The 14888-nt window shown below is 56.2% G+C and carries 10 protein-coding genes and 1 tRNA gene; 9 read left to right on the top strand and 2 right to left on the bottom strand.

What is annotated here, in order from left to right; genetic code table 11:
* Nucleotides 1-14: 14 nt before the first annotated feature.
* The 4 genes from bcor_RS00190 to bcor_RS00175 all read left to right on the top strand — a co-directional run bounded on the left by bcor_RS00190 (nucleotide 15) and on the right by bcor_RS00175 (nucleotide 3194).
* Nucleotides 15-87, top strand: a tRNA-Ala gene (locus bcor_RS00190).
* 607 nt (nucleotides 88-694) lie between these two features.
* Nucleotides 695-1018 (top strand): type I restriction endonuclease, encoded by a 324-nt coding sequence (locus tag bcor_RS00185; RefSeq protein ID WP_033498615.1) that lies wholly within the window; start codon nucleotides 695-697, stop codon nucleotides 1016-1018.
* A gap of 270 nt (nucleotides 1019-1288) precedes the next feature.
* Nucleotides 1289-2380: a DUF262 domain-containing protein gene (locus bcor_RS00180; protein ID WP_033498616.1), complete on the top strand. Its 1092-nt coding sequence runs from the start codon at nucleotides 1289-1291 to the stop codon at nucleotides 2378-2380.
* On the top strand, nucleotides 2370-3194 hold the full coding sequence (locus tag bcor_RS00175) for an MAE_28990/MAE_18760 family HEPN-like nuclease (RefSeq protein WP_148303919.1): 825 nt from the start codon (nucleotides 2370-2372) through the stop codon (nucleotides 3192-3194). The genes bcor_RS00180 and bcor_RS00175 overlap by 11 nt, the downstream gene beginning before the upstream one ends.
* Nucleotides 3195-3751: 557 nt before the next feature.
* Here bcor_RS00175 and bcor_RS07135 read toward each other — a convergent pair.
* Both bcor_RS07135 and bcor_RS07130 read right to left on the bottom strand, forming a co-directional pair.
* Nucleotides 3752-5542 carry an amino acid ABC transporter ATP-binding/permease protein gene (locus bcor_RS07135; protein WP_051875552.1) on the bottom strand — a complete coding sequence of 597 codons (1791 nt, stop codon included), beginning with the start codon at nucleotides 5540-5542 and terminating at the stop codon, nucleotides 3752-3754.
* Nucleotides 5539-7425, bottom strand: coding sequence for an ATP-binding cassette domain-containing protein (locus tag bcor_RS07130; RefSeq protein WP_081870281.1), 1887 nt, complete (start codon nucleotides 7423-7425; stop codon nucleotides 5539-5541). Before bcor_RS07130 ends, bcor_RS07135 begins: the two co-directional genes overlap by 4 nt.
* Before the next feature lie 324 nt (nucleotides 7426-7749).
* Here bcor_RS07130 and bcor_RS00165 point away from each other — a divergent pair, with 324 nt between their 5' ends.
* The 5 genes from bcor_RS00165 (at nucleotide 7750) to bcor_RS00145 (ending at nucleotide 14865) form a co-directional block, all read left to right on the top strand.
* The gene (locus bcor_RS00165; protein ID WP_238548554.1) at nucleotides 7750-8415 is read left to right on the top strand and encodes an MptD family putative ECF transporter S component; all 666 of its coding nucleotides are present in this window, start codon (nucleotides 7750-7752) and stop codon (nucleotides 8413-8415) included.
* Complete coding sequence (locus bcor_RS00160) at nucleotides 8412-9101, top strand: energy-coupling factor transporter transmembrane component T (RefSeq protein ID WP_033498618.1); 690 nt, start codon at nucleotides 8412-8414, stop codon at nucleotides 9099-9101. Before bcor_RS00165 ends, bcor_RS00160 begins: the two co-directional genes overlap by 4 nt.
* Nucleotides 9088-10548 carry an ABC transporter ATP-binding protein gene (locus bcor_RS00155; RefSeq protein ID WP_033498619.1) on the top strand — a complete coding sequence of 487 codons (1461 nt, stop codon included), beginning with the start codon at nucleotides 9088-9090 and terminating at the stop codon, nucleotides 10546-10548. The genes bcor_RS00160 and bcor_RS00155 overlap by 14 nt, the downstream gene beginning before the upstream one ends.
* Before the next feature lie 154 nt (nucleotides 10549-10702).
* Nucleotides 10703-11404 (top strand): ABC transporter ATP-binding protein, encoded by a 702-nt coding sequence (locus bcor_RS00150; RefSeq protein ID WP_033491531.1) that lies wholly within the window; start codon nucleotides 10703-10705, stop codon nucleotides 11402-11404.
* Between the two features lie 2 nt (nucleotides 11405-11406).
* Nucleotides 11407-14865 (top strand): ABC transporter permease, encoded by a 3459-nt coding sequence (locus bcor_RS00145; RefSeq protein WP_033498620.1) that lies wholly within the window; start codon nucleotides 11407-11409, stop codon nucleotides 14863-14865.
* Nucleotides 14866-14888: the final 23 nt, after the last annotated feature.

Raw genomic sequence — 14888 nt, 5'->3', positions numbered from 1 at the left:
TTCATTCCAATCACGGGGCTATGGCGCAGCTGGTAGCGCATCTGCTTTGCAAGCAGAGGGTCGCCGGTTCGAACCCGGCTAGCTCCACAAAAATATGAAGCGTCGGACTGATCTTCTTCAGGAACGAGCTTGGACTTATTTATCGATTTAGAGAGCGCAATGTAGGCACTCCTTTTCCGCTTTTATGGACTAGAAAGCCCGTATTATCGTTTAAGCTATTTCCAGCCCTTGGACGCGCAACATCGTCTACTGCCGGAGCCCGCGGCAACCGCAGGCACAAGACTCAAGCGCTCCGCCATCTCCGTGGACGGCCGTGGCCCCGCGGCCAAGACGTTCGCGCGATGTGCGCCAAGGTGAGAACGCCCGCCGGTATGCCGTTCGGACGGGTAAAGCTGAAGTAGAACAAGACTGAGATGAGATACTCATTAGTTATTTGTTAGATAGTGAGTATCTATTGCAAGGAAGTAAAAAGGAGGCTGCATACGGCCAAGAAGCAAGATATGATGGCTATGCTCAACGTGCTCGAAGCCGACGCCAGAAGCACGACCGCAAGGAAACCAAAGCGTTCGCTAGAACCACGAATGGTAAACAGGAAGAAAGCGAATAGACGACGCACGCCTCCGAATACGATGCCGAGAACCCGGCTGAAGCGAAGAGCAAGGCAACGTTCTCAGATGCTGAGTACAGACGTGTGATGATTCATGTCAACAACCATAGCGTTTACGAGTCCGAGAAAATCATCCGCGATAAGTACGTGCCAACGCCGAATAACGGTAAGACCGTGTATCTGGATTTCTTCAGCTCCGACATCTACCGAAACATCTATCAGGCAACGATGGACAAGACGCACAAGGGCAATGCCGTCTATAGGAACAGTTACGATATGACGATTCTCATCGACGGCCTGCCGAGGGTGCAAATCAAGCTGAAGCGCCCCGGCGCAGGAATCAAAGAGGCAATCAATCGGGTTGTCAGGTCTTTACAGTTAATCGTGAGTATCGCGTCAGGACAGTTATAAAACTCTCGCTAACTAAAACAGGCGACGGATAAACATAAACAAGTAATGCCTATGAAAGAAGCCTCGACGGCAGATTCTCCTTGACACCTGTGGTTAGGTTAACCGACACATCTAGAACGCATCCAGTTCGTTTAAGCGCCTTCACCAACAGCATATACACTTTCTCGAATCTATATATAAACTTACGTGACAATTCGCGCCAACGTAGTCTGTAAATTAAAGAAATAATCGTTACACATCATATAGGAAACAGTGTTATATGCTAGATCTATGTTTCAAAGCACAAACATCGATAAGTTAAAGCAATTAACGAAAGAGCATACTATTCGAACCCAACAGGTCAACTACGATATAAATACGCTTATAAAGCAAATAGATGACAACAAAATTAAACTAAACCCTGAATATCAGCGTAAATACCGTTGGGACGAAGGGAAGTCGTCAAGACTAATTGAGAGCCTGATACTTAATATTCCCATTCCTTTTATTTACTTGTCGAATGACGTAGATATTGATTCTGATGAAACCGCGGGAGATGGATATTACTCAGTTATCGATGGCCAGCAGAGATTGACATCGATCAAGAACTATTTTGAGGATAAATTTGCTCTTACTGATTTAGGGATTATTTTAGAACTAAATGGCCGGAAATTTAGCCAGCTACCCGATTTCCTGAAACGACGAATTAGGGATCGGACAATAAACTGCTTACGTATCGATTCAACTGTTGACGAAACAGTTAAATTCGATGTATTCGAAAGATTGAACACGGGTTCTGTGCAACTTACTTCTCAAGAATTGAGGAATTCAACATATGGTGGCCCATTTAATAAACTGCTACAAGAGCTAGCCAAGGATCCTACGTTTATTGGACTGACGCATTTCTCGCAAAAAAGGATCAGCAAGATGGACGATATCGAATTCATCCTGCGCTTTTTTGCACTTACGAACGGGCGTTATCGTGATTACACCCCCCTGATGTCGAATTTCCTTTCGAATTTCATGAAGAAGCATCAATATGCCGACGAAAAGGAAATAAGCAGCTTTCGAGTGCAGTTTACATCCGCAATGCATCGCATAAAAGAGAACCTAGGTGAAGATGCATTTGCGAAGAAGAATCCTTCTGGCTCAAAACGAGAATTTGCATCGCGCTTTAATGCCGCTGTATTCGACGCGGTGATCATAAGCGATGACGACATGCGCCTCTCCAATAGGCACTATAAGAAAAATGCACGCGCAGAGTTCGCCAAACTCTTTGACGCCGAAGAATTTATTTCAGCGACTAGTGGATCAATTACAGATGCAAATGCCCTGAAAACTCGAACCCAATTAGCTGAGCAGGCCATAATCGATGAGCAGTAATCTTCATGACGAGATCATAGTTCTTGAAGAGCGCTGGAAAGAGCTCTCTGAAATGATCAGATTAGTTAAAGACAAGCGAACTCCTTCACGCAAAAAACCGATTTATCTTAAAGCGGCCTTTTTGATGCTATGCTCGCATTTCGAGGGTGGTTTTTATGGCGTACTAAAAGGGATACTAAGTGACATCAATGAGGCCAGTGACTATGTTTCCCTTCCAGAGCCGCTTGTACGAGCATATGTCAAATATACACTGCTTGGAAACCAAGATGTCAAAGGGCAGCAAATTACTAAAATAACAAAAGAACTACTCCGCCAAGAAGTAAACCTCAAAATCAAAGATGACTTTCTTAACCACTCTAGCAATTTAACGTCAGACACAGTAAAACAATGCTGTGAGCATTTTAGTGTCAGAGACATCAATAGGACACTATATGATTCTGATTTTGAGATTGTATTCAAAAATTCTTTTGAAGATTCAGATAATTTTATTAAGAAAGAGACTGCTTACTTGTCTAGGATGACAGTTTCATTCCCCTACCAAATTAATGAAAACCGTCATGAATTAAAAACTAATGAAAACCGTCATGAGTCAGAATCTGCAAAACAGTCATCTTTATTCACCGATTTCCTTGAATCTTTGATTCAGAACAGAAACGAGGCAGTTCACGGCGGAATGATGAGCGATACTAATTTAACTCTCGAAGAGTTGGAAAATGACTTATTTAAAATTCAGTCGTTAACCCTGGCAGAAATCTATTGCTTTGGTAGCAAAATCCAAAGTGATTACAATCAAAAGTGCAAAAAACGGGAGTAAACTACATATAATATGCAGCTCCTGGAAAATCCCGACTACACGGGCTGCAACTACATTACATGGTCTTCCCTATTACTGTTTATAGCTTGAGCAACACAAATCTGCTATCACTATATACGATATTCGGCGTTCTCAACCCTTGTTCTAGTACTTTACAAGTGAATCACTGCGCTTTGCCCGTTCATTTGTACTTCCTGAACCTACAAGCAGTCGAGAAGATCGATAACGAGACTAATGAAAGACTGATTGAACCGGTCTACATAGACTGCTGAAACTCCACTTGGACGACTCTGCTATGACAATTTGAACTGCGGCTGTTTTAATTTTCTAAGCTAATTTTAAACAGTCCCGAATCACTATTCTTCTATTTCCATAACACAGATAGGCTGAAACTGTGAACCCAATCCGATTATCCAACAACATGACTAATTGAAAAGAGAAAATGATAGATTCCAAATTTATAATTGACCAGCCGATAGACAAGATGCGAATGCGCAACAATCGACGTAATCAGAAACACTAGATTGCATCAGAATCAGCCTATTAGCTACAAAGATTCATACAAATCTTCCACCATCTAGCGACAACAGCCGATTGACCTGGGCCAGGACCGAGGGCCGGTGGGAGACGATCAGGTAGGCCCTGTCACCCTGTTGATCAATCAGGGATTTGAGCACCTTGCCCTCCAGGAGGGCATCCATGTTGCTGGTCGGTTCGTCCAGCAGGAGCAGGGAGGCCTGGCTCAGGAAGGCGCGGGCCAGGGCCACCCGCTGCTTCTGCCCTTCGGAGAGTTCGGATCCGTTGCCGGTCAGAACCTGGTCCAGTCCCTTGGGCAGCTGGTCAATCAGATCATCAAGGCAGGCCTGGCTGGCGGCCTCGGCAATCTCCTCCCGGCTGGCACCAGGTCGGGCTATGGCGATGTTGTCGGCCAGGGTTTCACTGAATATATAGGTATCCTGGCTCACCAGGGTCTGTCGGGCACGCAGATCAGCGGTGTTGATGGTCTCGATGGACAGGCCGGAGACGGTCAGGTCGCCAGCATTCCTGTCTCGGAAGCGCATGAGCAGGTCGATGAGCGTGGTCTTCCCGGCCCCGTTCTCACCCTGGACCCCGACCAGGTCCCCTGGCTTGATGTCCAGTTCCAGGTCATGCAGAACCAGGGAACCGCTCCCATCCTGGTCAGACCCGGTGGCATAACCGAAGGAGAGCCCACCGGCATGGGTGCCTGAATAGGCAGGCAGTCTGGACCCTTCAGCCACCTCTTCAACCTCAGGCTCCTCGTCCAGCAGGCCGAAGACCCTTCGGGCGGCAGCGATGGTGGGCTGCAGGCCCGAACCCAGTCTGGCCACAGGAATCAGGGGACCGAAGGAACTGAGGAAACCAACCAGACCAATCATGGCCGGGGCCAGACCAATCGCTCCTCTGCCTGCGAGCGCGCAGACGGCCAGGGTGAAAGCGGCCATGCAGACGAGGGTGGCCACCTGGGTGGCCAGGTCGTTGTAGAGGGTGTTGCGTGAGGTGCGGCGCCGAGATTCCAGCATGTCACCGGTGGCCTCATCCAGGTTCTGCCTGACCTGATCGGCGGCACCCAGAGCCACCAGCTCACGCCGCCCGTCCAGGGTCTCCAGAAGAAGGCTATGCAGGCGCCCCTGGGCTGTCCGCTCCGCCATGGCCACGCGGAAGGTGGGCGAGGCGCTGAGCAGGGGGATGACCAGGCCTACGATCAGGTAGGAAACCAGGGCCATCAGTCCCATCCACCCGGACAAGACAGTCAGCGTGACCAGGTTGACCACGGCGGTGATCACGGCAATGGCGATGGGTGAAAGGGTATGGGCGTAGAAAATCTCCAGAGCCTCGATGTCATCGGTCAGGACGGTGACCATGTTGCCCCTCCCACGCCGCGACAACTTGGCCGGGGCCAGAGTCCGCATCTTATCGAAAACGGTCACACGGATGTCGCGCAGGACACTGAACGCCATTTCATGGTTATAGTACTGCTCGCCGTAGGCCATAACCCCCTTGAGCACCCCGGCCACAATGGACACCACCGCCCAGGCAATCCAGGTCCAGCTCAGCCAGCTGCCGTTTCCGGCCAGTCCACTCAGACCTATCAGGGCCGCCGTCGCGGCCATGACGCACCACACAGAGCACAGGTGGCCGAGCGACCCGCATCCTATGGCCTTACCTTCGGTGGCTGCCAGGGGCCTCATCAGTCCGGCCATTCGACGCATGATGCTCAGAGAGCCGCCGCCGGCCAGGGGGCCGACCTCCTCCTTGGACATGGCACTTGTACTGGTACCGCTCAACGATCCGGTTCCCTTCTGCTTGGAAGTCCTCTGTCGGCTCATCGTGCGGCCTCCAACTCTTCGTATCGTTCCTGCTCGTTCCACTGGGCCGCAAAGAGTCCGCCCGCTTCCATGAGCTGGTCAAAATCGCCGCTTTCCACCAAGTGCCCCTGATCCAGAAGCAGGATCCTGTCCGCATCCCGTACCCCGGCCAGGCGGTGGGTGATGGTGATGACCAGGCTGGACCTGCCAAGCCGATCCATCAGGGCGGCCAGGCTGGCATCGTGCTCACGGTCGACGGCGCTGGTGGCCTCGTCGAAGATGTAGAGCCTGGATCCACGCAGGAGCCCTCGTGCAATGGAAAGGCGCTGCCTTTGCCCTCCCGACAGGTTTGAGCCGCCTGGCTCAAGTCGAGATTCCAGCCCCTCCGGCCGACTCAACAGGTCTTGGAGGTCCACATCCCTCAAGGCCTGCTTCAGAACCTCATCCGAGTACCCGACACCCGCCGGGTCAAGGTTGGACCGCAGGGTGCCACTGAAAAGATGATCGGTACCCCTGACCACGGTTTGGGAAGTTATCAGGTCCGAGGGGGACATCCGGCTTACCTGATTACCGAATACACTCAGGCTTCCCTCATACCCCTTGAGCTGCCCGCTCAGGATGGAAGCCAAAGTCGACTTGCCCGATCCGGAAGCACCGACAATACCGATATGTCCTTGTTGCGGAAGTTCGAAATTCAGGGCATGCAGTGCAGTGAACCCGTCGGGATACGTAAACCTGAGATTGTCGGCCTTGATCCCGCACTCAATCCCAGCGCCCTCACCATCGTCTGGATCGACCTGCTCAACAGTCGCGCCTCCCTGCCTCGCATCCGTATCGGCACATGCACCCTGGGAGGACTCGGAACCGGCCGGGCCTGAAACCTCTCGGTCGGCCCGGTCATGTGCTTCCTCCTCCTGCCTTTCCCGGCGTATGGCGGCAATGGCCTTACCCTGACGGGTGGCCACCACACCGGCATGTGCCAGGTAGCTCATACGTTGAGCGGGGGCAAAAAGACGGACACCGGTTAGGACGACCACGATGGAGGGCAGAAGCCAGATACGTGGGCCCGAGCCCCACTGGACCAGCACGGTCAGAACGGCAGCCAGGATGACGGTCAGGTGGATCATCATGTCGGCATTGATCAGACTACGCAGCTGCCCGGCCAGAACCGCCATGGTCTGGCGGCGGAAACCTTCGGAGTCCTCTGCCAGGCGGTCGGCTTCGGCCTGGTCAGCGTGGAAGATCTTCAACGTATTCAGGCCACGCAGGGACTCCTCGAAGTGGACCCCCACCTTGTCGTACTTGCGCAGATGCGCCGTTTGGACCTTGGTGTTGCGCTTGGTTCCCATCCTGAGGGTAAAGGGCATGACCACCATGCCCACCAGCACGACGATGGCACCCACAGGGCTGACCGGCAGGAGGACAAGCAGCACGACAGGCAGCATCATGACCGACTGGAAGAGAATGGGCAGGAAATCCGTGAAGTAGGAAGCCACCCGCTTCACGCCCTCCGTGGACAGCATGGCAAGGCTCTGGTTGGGGCGGTTCCCATCAACCTTTCGCTGCCTGCCGTCAAACATGGAAAGGTAGAGATCCTCCGAAAGGGCCGTGCTGATTGAGGTGCCCAGAGAGGCGGAACACCGGCTGATCGCCAGAAGGCAGAGTCCTCGGACCAGAATCAGCACCACCAGGCTGACCGCCAGGGCGGGAATCCGTCCGACAAGGGGGCTCAGCAGCCCCGGAACCGGCAGGCCCCAGAGGAATCCCAGAGCGTAGATGGACAGGATCATGATCACCAGCTCCGCCACGGCCCCCACCGTATGCAGGAGGCCCAAAATGACGCTGCCGGATACCTTGGCACCCGGCAAATGCAGAAGTTCCTTATTGATCATGCTTGATTCCATCCGAAAATTATCATTGCTCGTTTGTAGATGCAGACTAACAAAAGGGCTTTCGGAAGGGCAATACCCGAAATTTGGAAATCCTGAAGAGAAGCATGGAAAACCAGGAAACAGGACCGTAATCAGCGACAGCAAGTCCAGATAGAGTAAATCTTCACGAAATCTTCATTGCCAAATCCACAAGAATCATCTTAGACTCGTTCCACATCCATCAGACCGGCCGGGTGAGCCGCGGATCAAACTGCAGGATTGAGCCTGGGCCGTTTCTGCAGGGAGCCGATACTCCCCGCCCGGAGACTTTGGGGGGACGAGCCAGGAAAACGGTGGATGCCCAGAATAATTGCCATGACGGCCCACTACGCCCGAACGGGAGCATACATACCCATGAACACACTCAAAGCCAAGGACCTCATCAACATCGGCATATACAGTGCCCTGTATTTCATCTGCATGGCCCTGGCCGCCTTCCTCACGGGGTTTGTGACCGGCATGATTCTGCCCGGTTTCTCGTCCATCCTCCTGCCCGGTATCGTCGGCCTGATTGCCGGACCGGTCTATATGCTCATATCCAACAAGGTCCCCCGCTTCGGCGGCATCACCATCATGGGCATCCTGATGGGCCTCTTCTTCCTGGTCTCCGGACACTTCGCCTTCTCGTTCATCCCCTACGTGTTCTGCGGGGTCCTGGCCGACTTCCTGCAGAACGTGGTGGGCAAGGGCAAGTCCGAACCCATGCGTTACCTGAGCTACACCATATTCGCCTTCGGCAACACCGGCCCTGCCCTGCCCCTCTGGTTCATGAAGAACGCCTACGTGGCCAGCCTCGTCAGGAAGGGCAAGAACCAGGCCTACATCGATAAGGTCTTTGCACAGATCAGCACACCCACCCTGATAATCTGTGTGGTTGTCACCATCGCAGGCGCCCTGCTGGGAGCCTGGATCGGATCAATGATCGTCAAGCGCCACTTCGCGAGGATACCTGCCAAGGCATGAAAAGGATATCGATCTACAGCAAGTTCTTCCTGGTTGTCTTTGCCAACGGGCTGCTCTTTTTCACCCTGCCCGACGCATTGACCCTGGCCATCACCCTGTATTTCTGCAGTTTCCAGTTTGTGGATGGCAGAATCAGGAAGGGCTTGAAGTGGGTCGGCATCACCGCCGTATTCGCGGTGGGGACCTATCTGGCATACCTGGCCCCCGAGAACCTCTTCGGACGTTACATACTCTTCTTCTTTGTAGGCCTGGGCAAGATGCTGCCGGTCGTGATTGTAGGGGCCTACATATCCGGAACCACCAAGGTCTCCGAAATCATCTGCAGCCTGCGCCGTCTGCACGTTCCCCAGTGGATAGTCATACCCACCAGCGTGCTCTTCCGCTTCTTCCCGACCGTACGGAACGACTACCGGCAGATTCGCAAGGCCATGAAGTTCAGGGGGATTGCCACCACCACCGGCGACATGGTGCGTCACCCCGTCAGAACCATGGAGTTCATCTACGTGCCGCTGCTGAGCAATGCCACCAATGTGGCATCCGACCTGGCATCGGCTGCCTTGACAAGGGGGCTCACCGACCCTGGCCCCAAGACCTCCCTGGTCCGGGTCAGGTTCACCCTGGCGGATGCCGCCATGTGCCTGCTGGGACTCGTCCTGATTGGAGCTGCCTTCTATGCTCTCCGGTAAGAACATCAGCTTTGTCTACGAAGACGCCGCGCAACCATCGCTGGACCATGTCGACATGGAGGTCGGCAAGGGGCAGCTCCTGGTGATTACAGGCAAGAGCGGATGCGGCAAGACCACCATATCCAGGATTGTCAACGGCCTGATTCCCGAACTCTACGAGGGTGAGCTGGATGGGCACTGCCTTCTGGACGGTACCGAGACCATCGATCAGCCCATATACCAACTGTCCAGAAGGGTGGGCTCGGTATTCCAGAACCCCAAAACCCAGTTCTTCACCACCGACGTGCGCAGCGAACTGGCCTTCCCCTTGGAGAACATGGGGATGGAGCGGGAAACCATCAGCAAGCGCATGGACCAGGTGACCGCCCTCTTCGGCATCGAACGCCTGCTGGATCGCAGCATGTTCTCCCTATCGGGCGGCGAAAAACAGATGATTGCCATAGCCTCATCCTGCATGGCCGACCCCGAGCTGTTGGTCCTTGACGAGCCTTCCAGCAACCTCGATGTAGAGGCCATAGAGGCGCTGACCGCCATTCTCGGCAAGCTCAAGGCCCTGGGGCTGACCATCCTGGTCATCGAGCACAGGCTCTACTATCTGAGGGACCTGGCCGACAGGTTCCTGGTCATCCGTGACGGCCAGGTGGCCGGCACCTTCACCCCGGAATCCATGGCGGCCATCAGCCCCGAAGAACGCGAGCAGCTTGGCCTGCGGGCCCTGGTCCTGCCCGAGCCACACAATGCCGACAGCCAGGCATCGGCCACCGTAACAGCGACCGGTCGGAGTGAATCCAGCCTCCGGGTAACCAATCTCTCCTTCTCTTACGACCACGGACAGACCCCGGCCGTACAGATTGACGATCTGACGGTATCCAACCAGCAGATCACCGGTATCATCGGCAGAAACGGAGCAGGTAAGAGCACCCTGGCCAACCTTCTGACCGGACTGCACAAGGCCGAACACGGCAGTGAGTTCTTCCTGAACGACAAGCGGCAGTCGACAAGGGAGCTGATAGAGAACTCCTACATGGTCTTCCAGGACGTGAACTACCAGCTCTTCTGCGAGAGCGTCCGCAAGGAGCTCCTCCTGGGTGCCAGACGGCCCGAACTCCTCGATGACGTCACCTCGGAACTGGACCTGGACGGCCTGCTTGACCGTCATCCCAACACCCTGTCGGGCGGAGAGAAGCAGCGGGTGGCCATAGCAGCGGCCATCATGGCCGACAAGCATCTGGTCATCCTGGACGAACCCACGAGCGGCCTGGATCTGTATCACATGAACCAGGTGACTCGGGCCATACGGTACATGCAGGACCGGGGCACCATAATCCTGATAATCTCCCACGATGAAGAGTTCCTCCGGCAGACCTGTCAACGCTTCCTGACCTTCCGCCAGGGCAGACTGGTGACCGACCAAAACAGTATGGAAAGCCTGATCGGCGCCCTCTAGTCATACCCTGCGACACGCCTGAACCACAGTGCTTCCCCTTGGACCTGACCACCCCTTGTGTCTACAGTTTTACAGGGGAATACCGGTATCGGGATGCGGAGCAACCATACGCTTCGGTCACCAAACCCGGCTGTCAAGGAAAAGAAGGACACGAATGGGCTACATCGACGTCATCGGAGAAACGAAGCGGTATGTGACCGGTGCAACGACCATTGCGGCCAACAAGGACGTCACCTTCTCCATCGACAAGGGGGAACTGGTCGTCATCCTGGGAGCCTCTGGCGCGGGCAAATCGACCGTTCTGAACATCCTGGGCGGAATGGACACCTGCAGCGAGGGCCAGGTGGTCGTGGACGGCAAGGACATCGCCGGCTATGACGCCCGACAGCTGACGACCTACCGCCGCTATGACGTGGGATTCGTCTTCCAGTTCTACAACCTGGTAGCCAACCTGACCGCCCGGGAAAACGTGGAGTTGGCATCGGAGATTGTGGAAAACGCCGCCGACCCGGTCCAGACCCTGATTGATGTCGGTCTGGGTGACCGGATTGACAACTTCCCCGCCCAGCTTTCGGGCGGCGAGCAGCAGCGGGTGGCCATCGCCAGGGCCGTGGCCAAGAACCCCAAGATCCTTCTCTGCGACGAGCCCACTGGGGCACTGGATTATCGGACCGGCAAGCAGGTGCTGCGCATCCTCCAGGACCAATGCCGCAAGCACGGCGCCACTGTGGTTATCGTCACCCACAATGCAGCCATCGCCCCCATCGCCGACCGGGTGATTCGTATGCATGACGCCCGAGTACAGTCCGTAGAGACCAACAGCAGCCCCGAAGACATCGACAACGTGGAGTGGTGAAGATGCAGACCGTCAGAAGGGTGCTCTGGCACGACATCCGCATTTCCTTCCGCAAGTCCCTGGGACGGTTCATCTCCATCGTCTGCCTGGTCGCACTAGGGTCCTTCGCCCTGGTGGGATTGAGCGTGGCCGGACCGGACATGCGGCAGGCAGGCAACGCCTACCTTTCCGAACACCACCTGGCCGATTTGACGGTCATCAGCAGCTATGGGCTGGACCAGGATGACCGAAAGGCCATAGACACCGCGCCGGGCAGCTCCGGAATCGAGTACGGCTACCTCAAGGACGTGGTCCTGAAAGGGGGCGACCAGAGCCTGCGCATCTACTCGGCCCCCAAACGAATATCCACCTACGAACTGGTGGAGGGGTCCATGCCCACCAGGCCGGACCAGATAGCCATCGATACGGCCCTGGCCGAAAGCCACCCCATCGGCACCAGCATTGAAGTGGACGAAAAGGCCGACCAGCTGGGCAGGAAGATACTCAGACACCGCAGGTTCCAGGTGGTTGGGACGGTCAAATCGACCGAAATCCTGAGCAAGGTCAACATGGGGCCGTCCACCGCCGGGTCGGGATCCCTGGATTCATATGCCGTATCCACACCGGGTGCCTTCGATTCCGACGAGGTCATGATTGCCCGCCTGACCTTCAAGGACCTGGACCGGATTCAGGACCACTACTCGGACCGGTATATCAATGCACTGCAAGGTCACAAGGACGCCCTGAACAGGATTCTGGCCGATCGCCCCACGGCAAGGCTTGCCACCGTCAAACGCCCCCTCAAGGAAAAGCTGGACCAGGGGCAGGACCAGGTGAATCAGGCCAGGAGGGAACTCGAAGGAAACCGACGACAACTGGACGAGGGCCGACAGCAACTGGACCAGGCTGCCCAGAGCCTCCAGGCAGCCAGGGACCAGATGGCATCCCAGACGTCCGAGGCCCAGGCAGCCATCGACCAAGGGCAGCGGCAGGCGGACCAGGGCCAGGCCGAACTGACTCGGCAACAGGCCATATACCAATCTTCGGCGGACCAGGTGGCCCAAGGCAGGGGGCAGGTCGACCAGGGACAGGCGGCCATCAACCAGGGGCAGGACCAGCTTGATGCCTCCCGCCAGCAACTGGAGAACGGGAAGACCCAGGCCGACCAGGCCGTGGCCCAGACCCAGGCGGCTCAGACCCAATGCAGGCAAGGCATCGCGCAGGTCACCAGCCAGATTCAGGCCGTCGACACGGAGCTGTCAGCCCCCGGGCTGACCCCCGAACAGGAGGAGAAGCTCAACCGCACGAAGGCGGAACTCCAGGCCCAGCTAGACGAGCTCAACCGTCAGTCACCCCAAATCGATGCCATGGTGGCCGAAGTCCAGGCAGGCCGCGAGGCCTTCCTGTCCAACCAGTACACCCCGGGCATGGCCCAGGTCGCAGCCACCCAGCAGGAACTCGACGGGCGGCGCCAGGATCTGATTCAGGCGAGGGCAGAGGTGGAAGAGGGCGAGCGCCAGCTGGCCCAGGGGAAAACCCAACTGGACCAGGCCACCGCCCAGCTCGACCAGGGCCGGGCAAGGCTGGATCAGTCCCGGCAGACCCTGGCTGCCAGTAGGGCTTCGGCACAGGAGCAAATCGATCAGGGTCAATCCGACTTAAACCAGAACACCGCGGATTATCAGGCCAAACTGGACCAATTCAACCGGGAGAGCCCTGAGGCCTTGAAGAAAATCGACGACTCCCAGGAGGAGCTGAACAAGTCGGCCGACCGGCTGAAGCGCATGGGGGAGCCCGTCTACGCTCTGGACTCACGCAGGGAAGCGCCCGGTTCAGAGGGCTACAAGGTCTACGTCTCCGTCTCCTTCATCGTGGATTCCCTGGCCAAGATCTTCCCCTACTTCATGTACCTGGTGGCCGCCCTGGTCACCTTCACGACCATGACCCGCTTCGTGGATGAGGAGCGAATCAACGCAGGAACACTGAAGGCCCTGGGTTATCGGGACCGCGATGTCATGGCCAAGTTCCTGGTCTACGGCGGGGTGGCCTCGGCCCTGGGTGCCATCATCGGCATCATCACCGGCCACACCCTCATGCCTTGGATTATCTACCAGGCATATTCCCCTGCCTTCGACATGCCACCCATCCACTACGGCTTCCACCTGCCAATCACCCTCCTGGCCTGCCTGCTGGCCTTCCTGAGTGCCGTGGTCCCGGCCTTCCTGAGTGCCTGGCGGGAGCTGCGCGAGAAGCCCTCCGCCCTCCTCCTGCCCAAACCGCCCAGCGCCGGATCGAAGATTCTCCTCGAACATATTCCGCTGATTTGGAATCGGCTCAATTTCACCCACAAGGTCACCGCACGGAACATATTCCGCTACAAGCAGCGGATGCTGATGACCATCTTCGGGGTCTGCGGCTCCGTGGCCCTTCTGATGACCGGGTTCGGCGTACAGGGGTCCATATCGGCCATCAACGAGCATCAGTTCGGCCAGGTGGTTCGCTACGACCTGATTGCCGCCGAGAGCAGTCAGGCCACCGCCGACCAGCAGGCCACCATCAGGAAGCGGCTGGACAGGGCCGACGTGAACGGGTCCATGAACGTCCGTTACGAGGAAATGAGCAAGACAGCAGGCCACAACGCCGACAAGCAGGCCATCACGATGCTTGCGCCGGCCTCGGTCAGCCACCTGAACGACTTCATCAACCTGGACACCCGCTCGGGCCACAAACCCCTGGACCTCACGGGCGACGGGGTGGTCATCTCCGAGCGGATAGCCCAGCTGACCGGAACCAAGGTCGGTGGGTCCATCACCCTCCAGGATTCCGGAGGCAGGGACAGAACCATGCGGGTGGATGGAATCTGCGAGATGTATCTGGGGCACTTCGTCTTCATGAGTCCGACCACCTACCAGGCCGTTTTCCACCAGGACTACTCCGCCAATGCCCACCTGGTCACCTTCAAGGATTCCAGCGTGGAGAACACCCGGAAGCAGGCCGCCTCCTTCATGCGGATCGACGGCATCCAGGGCGTGGTGCAGAACACCACCATGATGGGCCAGATCGACACAGTGGTCCGGTCCATGAACATAATCATGCAGGTGCTGGTTATCGTGGCCACCCTCCTGGCCCTGGTCATTCTCTACAATCTGACCAACCTGAACGTTGAGGAGCGCATCCGCGAGCTAAGCACCATCAAGGTCCTGGGCTTCTACGACCACGAAGTGACCATGTACATCTACCGGGAAACCATCCTCCTCTCGGCCATCGGAGTCCTTGCCGGGTACGGATTCGGAGCCTGGCTCCACCACTACATCATCACCACCGTCCCGCCCGACAACATCATGTTCGACCCCTCCATCAGGTGGGTGGCCTTCGCCATTCCCCTGGTCATGATCGTGGTCATCACGGCCGTTCTGGGATGGCTGGTCAACCACAAGCTCAGAAACGTAGACATGCTGGAAGCCCTGAAGTCCGTGGATTAGACGGCACCCAGGCTTTACCCATA

It is taken from the genome of Bifidobacterium coryneforme (assembly GCF_000737865.1).
In the GTDB taxonomy this organism is placed as follows: Bacteria; Actinomycetota; Actinomycetes; order Actinomycetales; family Bifidobacteriaceae; genus Bombiscardovia; species Bombiscardovia coryneformis.
The sequence above is the reverse complement of the archived record's forward strand: the minus strand, read 5'-3'. Positions and strand labels throughout refer to the sequence as shown.

What these genes read in the sequence shown, in the direction of transcription:
- bcor_RS00185 (WP_033498615.1), top strand. Translation starts at nt 695, where the DNA reads ATGATTCATGTCAACAACCATAGCGTTTACGAGTCCGAGAAAATCATC.
- bcor_RS00180 (WP_033498616.1), top strand. Translation starts at nt 1,289, where the DNA reads ATGTTTCAAAGCACAAACATCGATAAGTTAAAGCAATTAACGAAAGAG.
- bcor_RS00175 (WP_148303919.1), top strand. Translation starts at nt 2,370, where the DNA reads ATGAGCAGTAATCTTCATGACGAGATCATAGTTCTTGAAGAGCGCTGG.
- bcor_RS07135 (WP_051875552.1), bottom strand. Translation starts at nt 5,542, where the DNA reads ATGAGCCGACAGAGGACTTCCAAGCAGAAGGGAACCGGATCGTTGAGC.
- bcor_RS07130 (WP_081870281.1), bottom strand. Translation starts at nt 7,425, where the DNA reads ATGGAATCAAGCATGATCAATAAGGAACTTCTGCATTTGCCGGGTGCC.
- bcor_RS00165 (WP_238548554.1), top strand. Translation starts at nt 7,750, where the DNA reads ATGCCCAGAATAATTGCCATGACGGCCCACTACGCCCGAACGGGAGCA.
- bcor_RS00160 (WP_033498618.1), top strand. Translation starts at nt 8,412, where the DNA reads ATGAAAAGGATATCGATCTACAGCAAGTTCTTCCTGGTTGTCTTTGCC.
- bcor_RS00155 (WP_033498619.1), top strand. Translation starts at nt 9,088, where the DNA reads ATGCTCTCCGGTAAGAACATCAGCTTTGTCTACGAAGACGCCGCGCAA.
- bcor_RS00150 (WP_033491531.1), top strand. Translation starts at nt 10,703, where the DNA reads ATGGGCTACATCGACGTCATCGGAGAAACGAAGCGGTATGTGACCGGT.
- bcor_RS00145 (WP_033498620.1), top strand. Translation starts at nt 11,407, where the DNA reads ATGCAGACCGTCAGAAGGGTGCTCTGGCACGACATCCGCATTTCCTTC.